The sequence below is a fragment of the Thermobacillus sp. ZCTH02-B1 genome, from assembly GCF_002159085.1.
Taxonomy (GTDB): Bacteria; Bacillota; Bacilli; order Paenibacillales; family Paenibacillaceae; genus Thermobacillus.
Map to the genome: position 1 here is coordinate 91,558 of NZ_LZRU01000035.1, position 15,617 is coordinate 107,174.

General features: G+C 66.2%; 11 protein-coding genes. 5 read left to right on the forward strand and 6 right to left on the reverse strand.

The features are described from left to right. Positions 1 to 16: 16 nt before the first annotated feature. The 5 genes from A9Z00_RS13930 to A9Z00_RS13950 all read right to left on the reverse strand — a co-directional run bounded on the left by A9Z00_RS13930 (position 17) and on the right by A9Z00_RS13950 (position 6,463). Positions 17 to 1,426, reverse strand: coding sequence for an ABC transporter substrate-binding protein (locus A9Z00_RS13930; protein WP_296978679.1), 1,410 nt, complete (start codon positions 1,424 to 1,426; stop codon positions 17 to 19). Between the two features lie 381 nt (positions 1,427 to 1,807). Continuing rightward, on the reverse strand, positions 1,808 to 2,818 hold the full coding sequence (locus tag A9Z00_RS13935) for a LacI family DNA-binding transcriptional regulator (protein WP_296978681.1): 1,011 nt from the start codon (positions 2,816 to 2,818) through the stop codon (positions 1,808 to 1,810). A 209-nt stretch (positions 2,819 to 3,027) separates the two neighbouring features. Continuing rightward, positions 3,028 to 3,864 (reverse strand): ABC transporter permease, encoded by an 837-nt coding sequence (locus A9Z00_RS13940; RefSeq protein ID WP_296978683.1) that lies wholly within the window; start codon positions 3,862 to 3,864, stop codon positions 3,028 to 3,030. Next, a complete protein-coding gene (locus A9Z00_RS13945) occupies positions 3,848 to 4,282 on the reverse strand; it encodes an ABC-2 family transporter protein (protein WP_296978686.1) in 435 nt (144 codons plus the stop codon). The genes A9Z00_RS13940 and A9Z00_RS13945 overlap by 17 nt, the downstream gene beginning before the upstream one ends. Positions 4,283 to 4,297: 15 nt before the next feature. Next, positions 4,298 to 6,463 carry a family 1 glycosylhydrolase gene (locus A9Z00_RS13950; RefSeq protein WP_296978688.1) on the reverse strand — a complete coding sequence of 722 codons (2,166 nt, stop codon included), beginning with the start codon at positions 6,461 to 6,463 and terminating at the stop codon, positions 4,298 to 4,300. A gap of 85 nt (positions 6,464 to 6,548) precedes the next feature. Between A9Z00_RS13950 and A9Z00_RS13955 the strand changes: the two genes are divergently transcribed. The 3 genes from A9Z00_RS13955 to A9Z00_RS13965 are packed head-to-tail and all read left to right on the forward strand — an operon-like array spanning position 6,549 to position 10,326. After that, on the forward strand, positions 6,549 to 7,640 hold the full coding sequence (locus A9Z00_RS13955; RefSeq protein WP_296978690.1) for a GerAB/ArcD/ProY family transporter: 1,092 nt from the start codon (positions 6,549 to 6,551) through the stop codon (positions 7,638 to 7,640). Beyond that, positions 7,637 to 9,154 (forward strand): spore germination protein, encoded by a 1,518-nt coding sequence (locus A9Z00_RS13960; RefSeq protein ID WP_296978693.1) that lies wholly within the window; start codon positions 7,637 to 7,639, stop codon positions 9,152 to 9,154. Before A9Z00_RS13955 ends, A9Z00_RS13960 begins: the two co-directional genes overlap by 4 nt. Continuing rightward, the gene (locus tag A9Z00_RS13965; protein ID WP_296978696.1) at positions 9,151 to 10,326 is read left to right on the forward strand and encodes a Ger(x)C family spore germination protein; all 1,176 of its coding nucleotides are present in this window, start codon (positions 9,151 to 9,153) and stop codon (positions 10,324 to 10,326) included. Before A9Z00_RS13960 ends, A9Z00_RS13965 begins: the two co-directional genes overlap by 4 nt. Positions 10,327 to 10,487: 161 nt before the next feature. Here the strand turns inward: A9Z00_RS13965 and A9Z00_RS13970 are convergent, their stop codons facing one another. Continuing rightward, the gene (locus A9Z00_RS13970) at positions 10,488 to 11,744 is read right to left on the reverse strand and encodes an NAD(P)-binding domain-containing protein (RefSeq protein ID WP_367189616.1); all 1,257 of its coding nucleotides are present in this window, start codon (positions 11,742 to 11,744) and stop codon (positions 10,488 to 10,490) included. A 198-nt stretch (positions 11,745 to 11,942) separates the two neighbouring features. On the opposite strand from A9Z00_RS13970, the gene A9Z00_RS13975 reads away from it, so the two are divergent. Beyond that, positions 11,943 to 12,263, forward strand: a complete 321-nt coding sequence (locus A9Z00_RS13975; protein ID WP_296978702.1) for a hypothetical protein — start codon at positions 11,943 to 11,945, stop codon at positions 12,261 to 12,263. A gap of 317 nt (positions 12,264 to 12,580) precedes the next feature. Continuing rightward, a complete protein-coding gene (locus A9Z00_RS13980) occupies positions 12,581 to 15,565 on the forward strand; it encodes a DEAD/DEAH box helicase (protein WP_296978705.1) in 2,985 nt (994 codons plus the stop codon). Positions 15,566 to 15,617 lie beyond the last annotated feature (52 nt).

The window sequence follows — 15,617 nt, forward strand, 5'->3', positions numbered from 1 at the left end:
CGGTGCGCCAAATGCGTTATTGATTCCAGCCGGACTGGATCGTCTCAAGCGCCTGATCCAGCGTGGCCGTGCCGCTGACGTAGTCGGTGACGCCCTTCCAGAACGTGCCCGCGCCGACGGAACCCGGCATCAGGTCGGAACCGTCGAACCGGATCGTCGAAGCCGATTGCAGGAAATCCGCCATCTTGCGTTCGGCCTCGTTCGCGTACCAGGACGGATCCGCGCCGTTCATCGGAGGCGTCACGCCGCCGGACTGGATCCACGTCTTGAGCGATTCCGCCGTCGTAAAGAATTCCATGACCGCGCGCACTTCCGGACGGTCGTTGAACATGGCGTAGATGTCGCCCGAGATGAGCGCCGGCGTGCCGTATTGCGGATCGATCGACGGGAACGGGAACCAGTCGAAGTCTTCTTCCGTCAGGCCTTCGGGGAAGAAGCTCGTGATGAAGCCGGCCTGGCGGTGCAGCCATGCCTTCGGCGGATTGTCAAACAGCAGCTTGACCGCGTCGCCGAACGGCGTTTGCACGATCGATTTCCGGCCGCCGTAGACGTAGTCTTCGTTGAACCAGATTTCCGCCATCTTCTCGAACGCGTTGCGCACGATCGGATCGGTGAACGGCAGCTCGCCGTTTACCCATTTGTCATAGTTCTCCGGCGACGTCGTGCGCAGCATGATGTCCTCGATCCAGTCGGTCGCCGGCCAACCCGTCGCGGCGCCGCTCTCGATGCCGATCGCCCACGCCGGATCGCCGTCGGCCGCGATCTGCTCGGTCAGCGCGAGCAGCTCGTCCCAGGTCGTCGGGATCTTGTAGCCGGCCGCCTCGAATTCCTTCTTGTTGTACCAGACGAGGCTCTTCACGCTGCTGCGCGCCCAGATGCCGGCCATCACGTCTTCACCGTTCGGGCCCGGCATCGTCGCCATGTCGAGCCAGCTTTGGGCGTATTGCTGCTTCAGGTAGTCCTCGCCCAGGAACGTGCGGACGTCGATGACCTTGCCTTCCTTGACGAAGTTCTTCAGCAGTCCGGGCTGCGGGAAGTCCGCAATGTCCGGTGCGTTGCCGCCGTTCACGCGAACGGAGATCGTCGCTTCGAATTCCTTGGAACCTTCATACTGGATGTCGATGCCCGTCTTCTCTTCAAATTCCTTGATGCTCTCGTTGAACTTCATTTCGTCCGCGTCGACGAACGGACCGTACATCGTGACGACCTTGCCCTTGAAGGCGCCGTCGTACGCCTGCTGCAGGTACGACCCCGTCGGCGCACCTGCATCGGAATTGCCCCCGGAATTGCCTGCATTTGCGCCGCTGTCGGCGTTCCCCGCGTTCCGGTTGTCGCTCTTGCCGCCTCCGCAGGCGGTCAGCACCAGAACGACGGCCATGAAGAAGGCGAGAAGCGAAAAGCCTCTCCTCTTCATGATGGTTTGCATGTGACCTCACCTTTCCTTCCCGTTTTTGTGTAGTATGCCCGGACCGGCCGCGCCGATCCGTGGATAACGGCGAAAGCCGCCCGACGTCCCGCGGCATGCGATGCCGGGAACGCGCGCCCGATCCGCCGGAAATCCCGATTCGAAAACCTTTTCAAACCTATGCGACACCGCCGCCGAATATGAAGCGGTCGACCGGCGGAGGCCGCCATGCGGGGGACGAAAAGCTTTTCAAACGCGAGCGGAACATGGCGCGGAGGGGCCGGATCGACCGCCGAGGCTCCGCTCCGCCGGACGAACGGATTCCGCGGTCCGAAAAGCTTTTCAGAAACACCGGCATCCCTTCCCGGCCCTGCGGGATTCGCCGGCCGCCGCAGCCGGATGTCAGCCCGGAGGTCTCGCGGTCGATTCCCGGACGATCAACCGGTGGGGCAGCCGCTCGCGCAGTTCGGACACCCGCCCGTTCGTCACCAATTCGTGCAGCTTCTGCACCGCCCGCACGCCCATCTGGTAGACGGGCTGCTCGATGGTGGTCAGCCTCGGAATGAACATGTGCGCCATCCGGATATCGTCGAAGCCGACGACCGACAGGTCGTCCGGTACGGTGCGGCCGCGGTCCCGCGCGTACATGATCGTGCCCATCGCGAATTCGTCGGACGCCGCGAACACCGCCGTCAGCCGGGGCTCCTTGGCGAACAGCCGCTCCGCGGCCTTGTAAGCGTCTTCAAAGCGGTACGCCGCGAACTCGACGTTGGCTTCGCAATGGCCGAGTCCGGCTTCCCGGACGGCCCTCAGGTAACCCGCCAGACGGGGAGCGCCGGAGATCGTGTCGCCGACCGGGAAGCTGATCATGCCGATCTCCCGGTGGCCGAGCCCGATCAGATGCCGGACCGCTTCGTAGGCCGCCTGCTCGTTGTCGATGTCCACGGACGGCACGTCGTAATCCCGCGCTTCGGTCGAAACGAGCACGAACGGCAGACGGCTGCGCTTCATCTCGTCATGGAATTCGCTGAACAGCACGTCGCTTGCGTAAATGATCCCGTCCGCCTGCTTCTCGAACAGGTTCCGCGCGTAGGCGATCATCCGGTCCCTGTCGCGGTCCGTGTTGCAGATGATGACGCTGTGGTTGAGCTGCACGGCCGCATCCTGGATGCCGCGGAGCAGACCCGCATAGTACGGGTTCTCGATGTCCGGGATCATGACGCCGAAGATTTCGGATTTCTTGTAAATCAGGCCGCGCGCGAAAGCGTTGGGCTGGTACTGGAGCTGCTCGATCGCCTCCAGCACGCGCTTCCGCTTCTCCGGAACGACCGTCTCGGGCGCGTTCATGACCCGCGAGACGGTGCTGATCGACACGCCGGCCAGTTTGGCAACATCGCGAATCGTCGGTTTCATGCTGTTTGCCGTGCACCCCGCGTTGTCGGGCCAAGCTGCCCGAATAACGGGTTTTTGAAAAGCTTTTCAGGCCCATTATACAGGCAGCGGACCCATATTTCAACCGCTTTTTTGTGCCAGATTGACGCGCCCGGATGCCACATTGTCCCATGACCCGTGCCGGCATCGCGGCCGCCCGGCCCGCGCCGCCGCTCCGCCCGCCTGCCCGATCACCCGCGCATCGCGATCCGGTTGCCCGACGTATACCGCCTGAGCCCGACGTGGAACAGGACCACGGCCAACAGGCCGAACGCGGCAACCGCGGCGGCGGCGAACCAGACGAACACCGCGTCGAACCGCCTGAGCAGCCCGATCGGCGCGTAGCTGATGAACCCGGCCGGCAGCACCGTGAACAGCACGATCCGCGCCGTCCCCTTGAAAATGTCCGCCGGATACGTGCTGAGCGAGACCAGCGCGTTGAAGAGCTGCGACGCCATCCCCTCCGCGTTGCCGAAGAAGAACGCCAGCGTGCCGGCGGCGAGCGTCACGAACAGGAACAGCAGGCCGCTGATCAGCAGGCCCAGCGCATATTTCGCGGCGCCGGTCCAGGTATGCTCGCCGACCAGCGCATAGATCGCCAGACCGAACAGGAAGTCGCCCATCGCCGTCAGCGACATGCGGCTGACCAGCACATTGATCAGGAGCGGCTTCGGGTGCGTCAGGAACACGTCGAGTTCGCCATTGGCCACGATCGGCGCGATGCGGGTGAAATTGCCGAACAGCACGTTCGCCCAGCCGAACCCGCCCGCGCTGATCCCCCACAGCAGCATGACATCCCGGAGCTCCCAGCCGTTCACCGCCGGGAAGCGATGGAAGAAGATCGCCCAGAACACGAGCCAGATGCAGTTGTTCACGAACATCATGCCCGCCAGCATGAAGAAGCTGGCCCGATACTCCATCGTGGCGGCCAGATTCAGCTTCCAGCACGTCAGCACATATCGCGCGACGCCGGACGCGCGGCGCAGCCATCCTCCCCGGCCGCCCGTCGGACTAACCGCCGTTGACATTCAGCTTCCGCACCCCTCTCCGGTACATGAACAGGCACAGCAGCGCCAGCGCGGCGGCCCACCCCCACTGCGCCAGCAGAAATCGGGCCAGCGTCCCGCCGTCGAATGCGACGCCCGTCCGCGCCGGAAAATAGAGCACCGCCCGGAACGGCAGCCAGGAGCAGACCCGCTCCAGCCAGTCCGGCATGAGCTCGAGCGGCAGCAGCATGCCGCCGGCCGTGAAGTTCAGCTTCTGCAGGACGAATTCCATGCCGCGCGTCTCCTCGACCCAGAAGGCGAGCAGGGCGACGGCCAGATTGAGCAGGAACGCGACCGTGAACGCGCCGGGCAGCAGCGCGCAAAACCCGGCCCAGCCCCATCCGAAGGCCGGCGGCCCCATGTAGGCCCAGGCGATCGCGCTCCCCGCGGCCAGCTGCACGACGAAGCGGACGCATCACGAAGCCGTTCCCTCCTCCGTGGGCCGCAAGCGGCTCCCGCCTTCGTAGATCGTCCGGATCACGTCCTCCATCGGCGGATCTTCGACCGTCATGTCCTCGATCGCGCACCGTCCGACGAAGGCGGCGAGCACCTCCTCGATCGAGGCGGCGGCCGTGTCCACGGACAGCCGCCACGCGGAAGGCCCCGCTTCCGCCGCCTTCACCCCGTCCGGCAGCGTCTCCGGCAGCCGCTCGCCGTCCCTGAGCTTCAGCCGCACCGTTTTGTACGTCAGCACCTCGCGCTTCAGGCGTTCGACCGGCGCGTCGAAGATGACGGCGCCGTGGTGGATCACGACCGCGCGGCGGCAGAGCTGTTCGATGTCGGACGGGTCATGGGACGTAAGGAAGACGGTCGTTCCCTCCTCCCGGTTCCGCTCCGCGATCAGCTCGCGGATGCGCCGCTTCACGACGACATCGAGTCCGATCGTCGGCTCGTCCAGGAACAGCATCTCCGGCCGGTGCAGGAAAGCCGCCGCGATTTCACAGCGCATCCGCTCGCCGAGCGACAGCTTGCGGACGGGCGTCTGCATGTGCGGACCCAGATCGAACCGTTCGACCAGTTCGTCGCGGCGGCGCCTGTAGTCCTCCCGCCCGAGCTCGTACATCCGGCCGAGCAGCTCGAACGTGTCCGCCGGCGGCAGATGGTACCAGAGCTGCGACTTCTGCCCGAAGACGGCTCCGATCCGGAACGCCAGTGCGGCGCGCTCCCGCCACGGCACCATCCCCAGCACGCGGGCATGGCCGGACGTGGGGTGCAGGATGCCGGTCAGCATCTTGATCGTCGTCGATTTTCCCGCGCCGTTCGGGCCGAGAAAGGCAAGCGTCTCCCCCGCCTCCACCCGGAGATCGATGCCGGCCACCGCCGTCTTCTCCCCCCACTCCGGTTTCAGCAGCGAGCGGAAACTTCCCATGAGCCCCTCCGGTTTCCGCTTGACGCGAAACGTCTTCACAAGACCCATCGCCTCGAGCGCCAGCATGACGGCATGATTCCTCCCCGGTTGCGCTGGTCTGTTAAAGCGACAAAGACCTTCGGCCCGTCCGCCGGATATGGCGGAACTTGCCGAAGGTCTTTTATCCCTTACGGTGTATCGCGTCCCGATATTTGCATGCGCCGACGCGATCCTGTACAGACCTTCCGGGTAGATGAACCAGCCCTTGTCGGACTGCGGGTATCCGAGTCCGACGTGCTCGAGGTCGAGGTAGTTGTTGCCGGGCTTGTGCCGCACGATGTTGCCGCCGTAGAAATTCAGGCCGAAGAAGTCGATCGGTTCCCGGACCGTCTCCATGTCGCCCGGCTCGACGGGCGGCTCGGCGCCCTTCGTGCGGATCCATTCCGCCATCTTCTCGGGATACCGGCCCGTGAACACCGGCTCCACGAACCAGTTGTAAATCTGGAACGCGCGGTACGCCGCGTCGACATCCTCCGGCTTGCGCGTGAGCGGCTCGTACCAGTACATGTCCGGCGCGTAGCCGATCTGCCCGCGCACGCCGAGCTCGCGGAAGCGGCGCACCGTCCTGCCGTGGGCGACGAGGACATGGTGGGCGACGCGGATCGCCGACTGCCAGCTCGTGATGCCGGGCGCGTGCCGGCCGAGCAGATGGCCGTTGATCGCGATGCACCACGGCTCGTTGAACGTCATGTAGCAGTCAATCAGCCCGTCGAACTCGCGGAACATCGTCTCGGCGAACCGGACGAACGCGTCGATCGTCGCGCGGTTTTCCCAGCCGCCGCGGTCCTGCAGCGCCTGCGGCAGCTCCCAGTGGTAGAGCGTGCAGAACGGCGTGATGCCGGCCTCGCGCAGCTTCGTCACGAACCGCCTGTAATGCTCGATGCCCTTCGGATTCAGCTCGCCGTCGCCCCGCGGGTAAATGCGCGGCCACGAGACCGAGAAACGGTAGGCCTTCACGCCGAGCTCCTTCATCAGCGCGATGTCCTCTTCGTAACGGTGGTAGCTGTCGCACGCGACGGAGGCGTCGTCGCCGTTCAGGATGCGCCCCGGAATGGCCGCCAGCGTGTCCCAGATCGACGGGCCGCGGCCGTCCTCGGTCAGCGCACCTTCAATCTGGTAGGCGGACGTCGACACGCCCCAGACGAAATCTTTCGGAAACGTCAGAATCGTCACACGCGTCCCTCCCGCAAATGAACGGCATAAATCGCTTCCTGTGACACCACAATAACACAAAAGAACCGAATGCAGGAGACGTGCCATGAATTCGGATACCATCACGGTGCCCGGCGCCGCGATGATCCTCATCACCTCGGGCGGCATCCTGAACCACGTGATCATCATCCCGATGCTCCTCAGGGCGGCCGGACGCGACGCCTGGCTGTCGGTCCTTCTGGCCGGAGCCGTGCAGCTCGCCGTCTGGATTCCGCTCATCCTGTTCATCATGAAGCGCAGCCGGCAGCAGCGGCTGGGCGACTGGCTCCGGCGCCGCCTCGGGGCAGGCCTGTCCCGCTTCGTCACCGGCCTGGTGGCCCTCTATTTCCTGACATTGTGCTGGCTGACGCTGCGGGATGTCACCGGCTGGGCGAAGGTCTCCTACCTGCCCGGAACGCCGAAAATCGTCATCACCGCCGCGTTCGCGATCGTGATCGCCGCCCTGGCCGGCTCCGGGCTGCGCTCCATCGCGATCGCGAACGGCATCCTGCTGCCCATCGTCATCGTCCTCGGAGTGTTCGTCATGTCGGCGAACCTGCCGCACAAGGACTACCGGCTCCTCTTTCCGCTGTTCGAGGACGGGTACTGGCCGATGGTCCGGGGCATGGCGTGCACGGGCGTCGGACTGTCGGAGGTCTGCTGGTTTCTTTTCTTCCAGCACCGGCTGAAGTCAAAGGCCCGCGGTCTGCCGCTGCTTGTGGTCGGGGTGATGCTGATCAAGTTGACCCTCAGCTCGCTGCTCGGCGCGATCGCCATTTTCGGACCGGAGGAGAGCGCGCGCATGCGGTTTCCATCCTATGAGCAGTGGCGGCTGGTGACGTTCGGCCACTTCTTCGAGCACACGGATTTCCTGTCCATCTACCAGTGGCTGTGCGGCGCATTCATCCGCATTTCGCTCGGCTTCTACATCGCGCTGGACATGCTGGGCCTGGCCGGACCGAAATCCAGGGCGGGCACGCTGCCCCTGTTCGCCGCGCTGCTCGCCGTCACCGGGCTGCTGCCCGTCAGCGACACCGCGTTCGATGACATTTTGACGAACTTTTACATTCCCGGCGGCCTGATCTTCATCGCGTCGTTCTGCCTGCTGCTTTTCTTCCTCGCCCTGACGGAGCGGCAAAAGGCGGGCGGGCGGGCATGAGCGGCGGACAGAAGACCGAAACCCGGCCGGCCGTACCCGTCTCGCGGGTGCCGGAGGAGAACGAGGCGCGGCTCCGGGAGCTGTTCGACCGTTGCGACGACATCGTGTACCGCCGGATCGCCGCCCCGGGACGGTCGGACGCGCTGCTCGTCTATTGCCAGGGCATGGCCGATTCCCCGGTGCTGAACGAGGCGGTGCTGCGCGGGCTGCTCGGCTCCGGGAACGAGCGTGACGCCGCGGTCGGCGCCGATGCGGACGGCTGGCCGCTGTCCGCGCTGGACCGGCGCGAGACGCTCGACGAGGCGGCGGGCGACATCCTGGACGGCCGGCTGGTCCTGTTCCTGCCCGGCCGCGCGCACGCCTTCGTGCTCGATCTCGCGAATCCGCCCCGCCGCATGCCGGATGAAGCGCCGACCGAAGTGTCGATCCGGGGACCGCGCGACGGCTTCGTGGAAGATGTGATCGTCAACGTGGCGCTCGTCCGGAAAAGGCTGCGCACGGTGTCGCTGGCCTGCGAGCATTTCGCGATCGGCAAGCGGAGCATGGTCCGGGCCGCCTTGCTCTACATCAAGGACATCGCCCGCCCGGACATGATCGAGACGGTGCGGGAGCGGCTGAAGCATGTCGACATCGACGCCGTCCAGAGCAGCGACCAGCTGGAGAACCGGCTGACCGGCTTGCGCCTGTCGCTGCTGCCGATCTTCCATTACTCGGGCCGGCCGGACCACGTCGCGGCCGCGCTGCTCAGGGGCCGGTTCGCGATCCTCATCGACGGCGTGCCGACCGCGTCGATCGCGCCGGCCAACCTGTTCTACCTGCTCACGTCGCCGGAGGATCTGCACAACCATTTCCTGAACATTCTGGTGGGTCGGACGCTGCGTTTTCTCGGGCTCGTCGTCTCCCTTTTCCTGCCGGGATTCTACATCGCGGTCACGACGTATCATCCGGACCAGATCCCGCTCACCCTGCTCGCCACGATCACCGTCGCGCGCAAGGGCGTGCCGGTACCCGCCCCGGTGGAAGCGTTCCTGATGCTGCTCGCCTTCGAGCTGTTCCGTGAAGCCGGGGTGCGGCTGCCGCGGGCGATCGGTCAGACGCTCACGGTGGTGGGCGGGCTCATCATCGGCGACGCCGCGATCCGGGCCGGCATGACGAGCCCGTCGCTGCTCGTCGTCATCGCGACGACGGCGGTGGCCACGTTCGCGATCGCCAACCGTTCGCTGGCCGGCACCATCGGCCTTCTCCGGATCGGCGTGCTCGTCGTCTCCTCGCTGCTCGGCGTGTACGGCTTCATTCTGTCCGCGTTCGCGATCATCGTGCTGTTCGCCTCCACCCGGTCGTTCGGCATTCCCTATCTCACGCCGCTCTCGCCGTTCAATGCGGGGGACGCGCTGGAAGCGCTCCGGACCGTCCTGCGTCTTCCCGGCGGTCGTCCGCAGCGGCGGCCGGAGACGCTCCACCCCGGCGATCCGACGCGCTCCGGGGGCAAGTCCCGGGGAGGGGGTGCGCGATGAGGACGCTCCGTCCGCCGCGGGCCGCGCTGGCGGCGTTGCCGATCTGCCTGCTCGCCCTGACGCTCGCCGGCTGCTGGGATCTCCGCGAACTGGAGCACATGTTTTACGTCCACGCCGTCGGCGTCGATTTCTCGGGCGGAAAGTACCGGCTCTATGTGCAGATCATCGACTTTTCCGCGCTGGGGAAGCACGAAGGCGGCGGCCCGGAACCGCAGGAAACCGGCGGCTCCTGGGTCGGTCTGGGTATCGGGGGATCGATCCAGGAGGCGCTCCAGGATCTGTACCTGACATCCCAGAGGCGGTTTTACTGGGGACATCTGAACAGCGTCGTGCTGAGCGAATCGGTGCTGAAGCAGGGCATCGAGACAAGCATCGGCGTCCTGGGCCGGTACCAGGAGTTCCGCTACACCCACTGGCTGTTCGGCACGCGCGAGCCGATCGGCGACGTGCTGCTGGCGTCGCCGGTTCTGGAATTTTCCCCGGTCTATTCGCAGCTCGGTGACCCGGTGGACACCTACCGCCAGAGCTCGATCATCCGGCCCAGACGGATGTTCCAGCTCATCGCCGACATGAACGAGAAGGGCCGGACGGCGCTTCTGCCGCTCATCAGCCTGGAACGGAACCGGTGGGCGGACACGAAGAAGCGGTATGCGGCCATCACCATCCGCGACGCGGTCATCCTGAAGGACGGCAAATGGCACGCCGTCATGACCGATGAGCAGCTGCTCGGCAAGCGGTGGCTTGAATCCAAGACGGAGCGCGCCCACCTCTACCTGAAGCGGAAAGGCCGGACGGAGGCCGTGCTCGTCTTCCGTCACCCGAAGTCCGACATCTCCTGGCGGGACGAAGGCGGGCGCATCCGGTTCGATCTGCGGCTCTCCCTCAGGGCGGTCATCATCGAGCTCAGCGCCGGCCTGACGCTCGACGAGATCATCCGCCGGGCGGAGGAGAAGATTCGGAACGAAGTCCGGAACACCTACCTGGAAGGAATCCGGCGGCAGGCGGATGTGCTGAACCTGCTCGAATCCGTATACCGGAACGATTTGAAGCTGTACCGGAAGATTACGGCCGGAGGACGGTTTCCGCTCGATGAAGCATCGCTGCGCGACATCGATGTGAAGGTCACGATCGCCAGCACGGGGAAGACGAAGGATTCCTTCCGCGTCCGATGACCGTAGGCGATGTTCCCCGCGCCAACCAACGGATCGATGAAAAAGGGAAGCCTTCCCGCGCGTCCGGAGTCCGGACCGCCGGAGGCTTCCCGCGTGCGGCGTATGCGGGCTGCGCACGTGACGGCGCAGGCCGGGGGAAAGGGGCGGAAGCGGGCGGACCGTCACCCTTCCGCCGGCACGACATCCCATTCGTGGATCTCGTATCCGCGTGCGCCGTGCACGACGTACGGGTCCTGCTTCACCCAGCTTTCCACTTCCTCGTACGAGCGCGCCCTGTAGATGACGAGGCCACCGGCGCCGTCGGTGAACCGTCCGTTGGCGAACAGCCGGCCGGCCGCCCGCTGCTCGTCCAGAAACCTGAGGTGCTCCGGACGCCAGCGCTCGCTCTTCTCCGCGTCCTTCATCGGCAGGAAGACGGCGTAGTGCCGGATCGGCCCGGCCTCGCGCTCGCGGGCGTCCTCTTCCGTCTGGAAGCGGAACATCGCCGCCATGTCGCGGTCGCCATAGCCCGACGCGATCGCGCGTCGGAGCAGCCCCCGCACGCGCGCGCCCGCCTTCAGCCGGACGCCGCATTGCTCCGCCATCTCCGCCGCAAGTTCGAGATCCTTGCCGAGCAGCCGGATCGCGAACCCGGGCTCGTACGAGTCCTTCGCGATGAAACCTTCGTAATGGCGACCGAGGATGCGGCTGCTCGCGAAGCTCGCCATCAGGATGTCGACGAGCAGCGCTTCGTCGATTCCGGCCCGGCGTCCCAGCGCAAGCGCCTCGCTGACCGCCTGCGTGTGGATGCCGACCATGAGCTGGTTGATCAGCTTGACGGCCGAACCGCTTCCGCTCGGACCGACGTGCCGTATCATGTTGCCCATCGCCTCGAAGGCGGGCATCGCCCGGTCGAACGCCCCGCGGTCGCCGCCGACCATGATGCTGAGCGTGCCTTCGGCCGCGCCGACCGTTCCGCCGCTCACCGGCGCGTCGAGGAACGCGATGCCGCGCGCGGCGGCCGCCTCGTACAGACGGCGGCTCAGTTCAGGGCCGACCGTGCTGCAGTCGGCGAGCAGGAGGCCGGGACGCCCGTTCGGAATCAGGCCGTCCTCCGACAGGTACACCTCTTCGACGTCCGCGGGCATCGGCAGGCACGTGATGACCATGTCCATCTCCGCCGCGAGCTGCGCCCGTGTCAGCCCGATCCTGCCGCCGGCCTGCGCGAATTTCTCCTCGGCGCCCTTGCTGCGGTTGAGCCCGTACACCTCGAACCCGGCCTTGACCAGGTTGGCGGCCATCGGCAATCCCATGTTGCCGAGACCGATGAATCCGATTTTCTTCATGCGCCACCGTTCCTTTCGCGGTTGATGCCGTTCCGGACGACAGCCCATCATCCGCCGTCGCCGCGTTTCCATACGCAAGCCTGTTTTATCCATCCGGCTTCATTGTAAAACAGCGCGCGCCCGGTGAACAAGGAACGCGTTCGCGGCGGGACGGCCCGCATCCGGTCGGGCGCGGCCAACAGTTTCTTCAAGCACAACCGCTTGCGAGTCATTTTTTGAAATTTTATGGAGAATTTTCGGGAATTTTGTTACAATATGTGGCATATCACACGATGGAAGGGGATGGAACCTTTGTCGAGTTCCAAAGTCATGAAACTGATCACCGCCATTCTGGAGACGATTCTGGCCATCCCGGTGCTCGGCGGACTCATCGTGATAGGAACGCTCTATTGGGCGCTGGGCATCATGTTCATCCTGCATCTTGTCACCCTGATCCTGTCCGTCATCAACAAGGAAAAGTTCTATGGTTCCGTCGTGGGCCTGATCACGTCCTGCCTGGCCTGGATTCCGTTCCTCGGATGGGCGCTGCACCTCGTGACGGCCATCCTGCTGTACATCACCGCGCTAAAGAAAGAGCAAAAGCCGCATGAGGTGACCCAGTTCCCGGCGTAACGGGACCAAAAAGCCACGCGGCGGTTCCGTGATGGACTCCCCTCAAAGCAGACACCTGGAACAATGAAATAAAATCGGGGCTGTTTTGAACAGGTCGGCCGGAATGTCCGGTCGGCCTTGTTGTTTTTCCGGGCCCACGACCGGATCAATGGACGAAATCCGGCCGGATGGACGCACAGGATATCCTGCAAGCGTCTAGTTTGACAAGGAAGGGCGGGTTCGCCGCAAGACTGTGTTATAATGAAAGTTATCCCACTTACGCGACCGCCGCGGCCGGCCGCGCCCGGCAACCGCGGAAGGCAGAGAGGAACCTGGCGATGAGAACGGATTTGCGCAAAATCGTCGTCCGGCTCAGCCTGACGGCTGAAGGCGACGCCTTGCTCTACGGACTGGATGAAGCCGGCGGATTTGTGCCCGGCATGCGGCTGAAGCAGCTGCTCTTCGCCTGGCATGAACCGTCGTTCTACGGAGCGGAACTGGAGATCCGCAGCCTGCGGAACATCGAGATCGTCGAGCTCCCGGCGGAGTTCGTCCTGCCGTTCTTCGCAAAGCCGGAGCTGCTCGGGCATGTGGACTGGGAGTGGGGAGGCGAGGCCGAGCTCATCCGGCGGCTCGCCCCCGCGCTCATGGCCTGCGCGGCGGAGAAGCGGTTCAAGCCGAGCCGGGAAGCGATGATCGCCGGCCGGTTGCATTGGCAATGGGAAGATCCGGAGATCGATCGGAGGATCGGTGCGCTCACGGCGTCGGGCGAAGCCGACGACGATTTCGGCCGGCGGCTGCGCGCCGCCTTCACGGCGGCCGTGTTCGACCTCCATTACGGCACCGGGGAACGGTCGGCCGACCTGCGCCGGGAATATCCGCGGCTCTTCGACGAAGACGCCGGCGAGGCCGCGCGGAACATGGACGACGACGAATGGCTCGTCCACATCGGCTGGCGGCGGGATACGGCGCCGTTCCGCCCGGCGCTGCAACTCCTCGAGCCCGGGCCGGAAGGGGACGGATGGCGGCTCCGGCTCGTGCTCCAGGACAAGGATCGTCCGGGCGTCATCGTGCCCGTGCGGCTCGGTCCGGACGGATCCGTATCCGGCGACCTGCCGGCCGAATGGGCGGAGGACGCGAGGCAGCGGGCCGCCGGTTGGCGCGCGCGGCTGGAGGCCGCCCTGCCGGACGTGGCGCCGGCCGAGGGGTGGACGCCCGAAGGCGCGGCGCTGGACGACGAGGCGGCCTGGCGCTTCCTCACGGCGGACAGCGCCCGCCTGTCCGCGGCCGGATGGCTGGTGCTTTTGCCCGCATGGTGGGAGGAGGTCCGCCGGCTGAAGCCCCGCCTGCGCGCCCGCGTCCGGTCGGACGGCGGCGACGGCCCGGCGATGTTCGGGCTGCAGTCGCTCGTCGATTTCGACTGGCGCATCGCCGTCGGGAACGCCGAGCTGGACGAGCGTGAATTTCTCGAACTGGCGGAGCGGGGAAAGCGGCTCGTCCACGTCCGCGGCCAGTGGATCGCGCTCGATCCGGCGATGCTCGCCCGCATCCGCAGGGCGATGGCCCGGTACGACCCGTCCCGCGGCCTGCCGCTCCGCGACGTGCTGCAGCTGCACCTGCTGGGCGGAAAGACCGTCGATCCGGAGCATGACGAAGAGGAGTCCGGCGCCGAAGGCGGGGAAGACCGCATCGCGCTCGAGGTGGAGCTGGGCGGCCGGCTGCTCCGGCTGTTCGGGCATCTGAGCCGCCCGGAGGAGCAGCCGCTTCTCCCGGCGCCCGAAGGGCTCAAGACGGCGCTGCGCCCGTACCAGCAGACCGGCTTCTCATGGCTCGTGCATTTGCGCCGCTTCGGCCTCGGCGCCTGCCTCGCGGACGACATGGGGCTCGGCAAGACGGTGCAGCTCATCGCCTATCTGCTGCACGCGCGGGACGAACTGCGGGCCGCCGGCCGGCCGATGCCGTCGCTCATCGTCTGCCCGACGTCGGTCATCGGCAACTGGCAGAAGGAACTTGCCCGCTTCGCGCCCTCGCTGCGCGTGCTGCTGCACTACGGCAGCGGACGGCCGGCGGGGTCGGCCTTCCGCGAGGCGGCCGAATCGGCGGACGTCGTCCTGACCACCTACACGACGGCGGCCCTCGACCGGAAGACGATCGCCGCCGTCCCGTGGGACGCGGTCTGCCTCGACGAGGCGCAGAACATCAAGAACCACGCGACGAAGCAGGCCGCCGCCGTGCGCTCGTTCCCGGCGCGCCACCGGATCGCGCTCACCGGCACGCCGATCGAGAACCGGCTCGCCGAGCTGTGGTCGATCTTCGATTTTCTCAATCCGGGATATCTCGGCAGCCAGCGCGCGTTCGGAGAGCGGTATGGAAGCGCCGCGCTGAAGGAAGGCGGCGACGCGCGCCTCGCCGAGCTCCGGAAGCTCGTGAAGCCGTTCCTGCTCCGGCGCAGGAAACAGGATCCCGCCGTGCAGCTCGACCTGCCGGAGAAGAACGAGATGAAGACCTTCGTGCACCTGACCGCCGAGCAGGCCGCCTGGTACGAGCGGACGGTGCGCGAACTGCTCGAGCGGTCGGACAGACTATCCGGAATCGAGCGGAAGGGCGCCGTCCTGGCGGCGATCACGCGGCTGAAGCAGCTGTGCGCGCATCCGGCGCTCGTGACGAAGGAGCCGCTGCCCGCCGCGCAGCCGTATGCCGGACCGGACGGCGAAGCGCCGCCGCGGGACCCGGGCGGCCCCGCCGTCGACGCGGCGTCGCTCATCTCCCGGTCGGCGAAGCTGGAGCGGCTCGTGGAGATGGTGAAGGAGCTCCGGGAAGCGGGGGAGCGGTGCCTCATTTTCACCCAGTATGTCGGCATGGGCGGGCTGATCCAGGCGGTGCTGCAGGAGACGCTGGACGAGCCGGTGCTCTATCTGCACGGCGGCACGCCCAGGGCGGCGCGCGAGCGGATGATCGAACGGTTCCAGTCCGGCGGCCCGTCCGCCGGCAGCCGGCCGCACGTGTTCGTCCTGTCGCTGAAGGCCGGGGGCGTCGGCCTCAACCTGACGGCCGCCAGCCACGTCTTCCACTACGACCGCTGGTGGAACCCGGCCGTCGAGAACCAGGCGACCGACCGGGCCTACCGGATCGGGCAGAAGCGGAACGTGTACGTCTACAAGTTCATCGCGCTCGGCACGCTGGAGGAGCGGATCGACGAAATGCTGGAAAGCAAGCGGCTGCTGAGCGAGACGGTGATGGCCGGCTCCGAGAACTGGATCACGGAGCTCTCGACGGAAGAGCTCCGGGAGCTCGTCGCGCTGCGGCGCGACCTGGTGCGGTGATACCGCCCGCCGGCCGCGGGGGGCAGGGCGCCGATTTCCCCTCGCCCGTCCC

Bases quoted from the DNA above. Each gene is read 5' to 3' on its own strand.
- A9Z00_RS13970 (WP_367189616.1), bottom strand. From the start codon at position 11,744: ATGGATAAAACAGGCTTGCGTATGGAAACGCGGCGACGGCGGATGATG.
- A9Z00_RS13960 (WP_296978693.1), top strand. From the start codon at position 7,637: ATGAGCGGCGGACAGAAGACCGAAACCCGGCCGGCCGTACCCGTCTCG.
- A9Z00_RS13935 (WP_296978681.1), bottom strand. From the start codon at position 2,818: ATGAAACCGACGATTCGCGATGTTGCCAAACTGGCCGGCGTGTCGATC.
- A9Z00_RS13930 (WP_296978679.1), bottom strand. From the start codon at position 1,426: ATGCAAACCATCATGAAGAGGAGAGGCTTTTCGCTTCTCGCCTTCTTC.
- A9Z00_RS13965 (WP_296978696.1), top strand. From the start codon at position 9,151: ATGAGGACGCTCCGTCCGCCGCGGGCCGCGCTGGCGGCGTTGCCGATC.
- A9Z00_RS13980 (WP_296978705.1), top strand. From the start codon at position 12,581: ATGAGAACGGATTTGCGCAAAATCGTCGTCCGGCTCAGCCTGACGGCT.
- A9Z00_RS13955 (WP_296978690.1), top strand. From the start codon at position 6,549: ATGAATTCGGATACCATCACGGTGCCCGGCGCCGCGATGATCCTCATC.
- A9Z00_RS13940 (WP_296978683.1), bottom strand. From the start codon at position 3,864: ATGTCAACGGCGGTTAGTCCGACGGGCGGCCGGGGAGGATGGCTGCGC.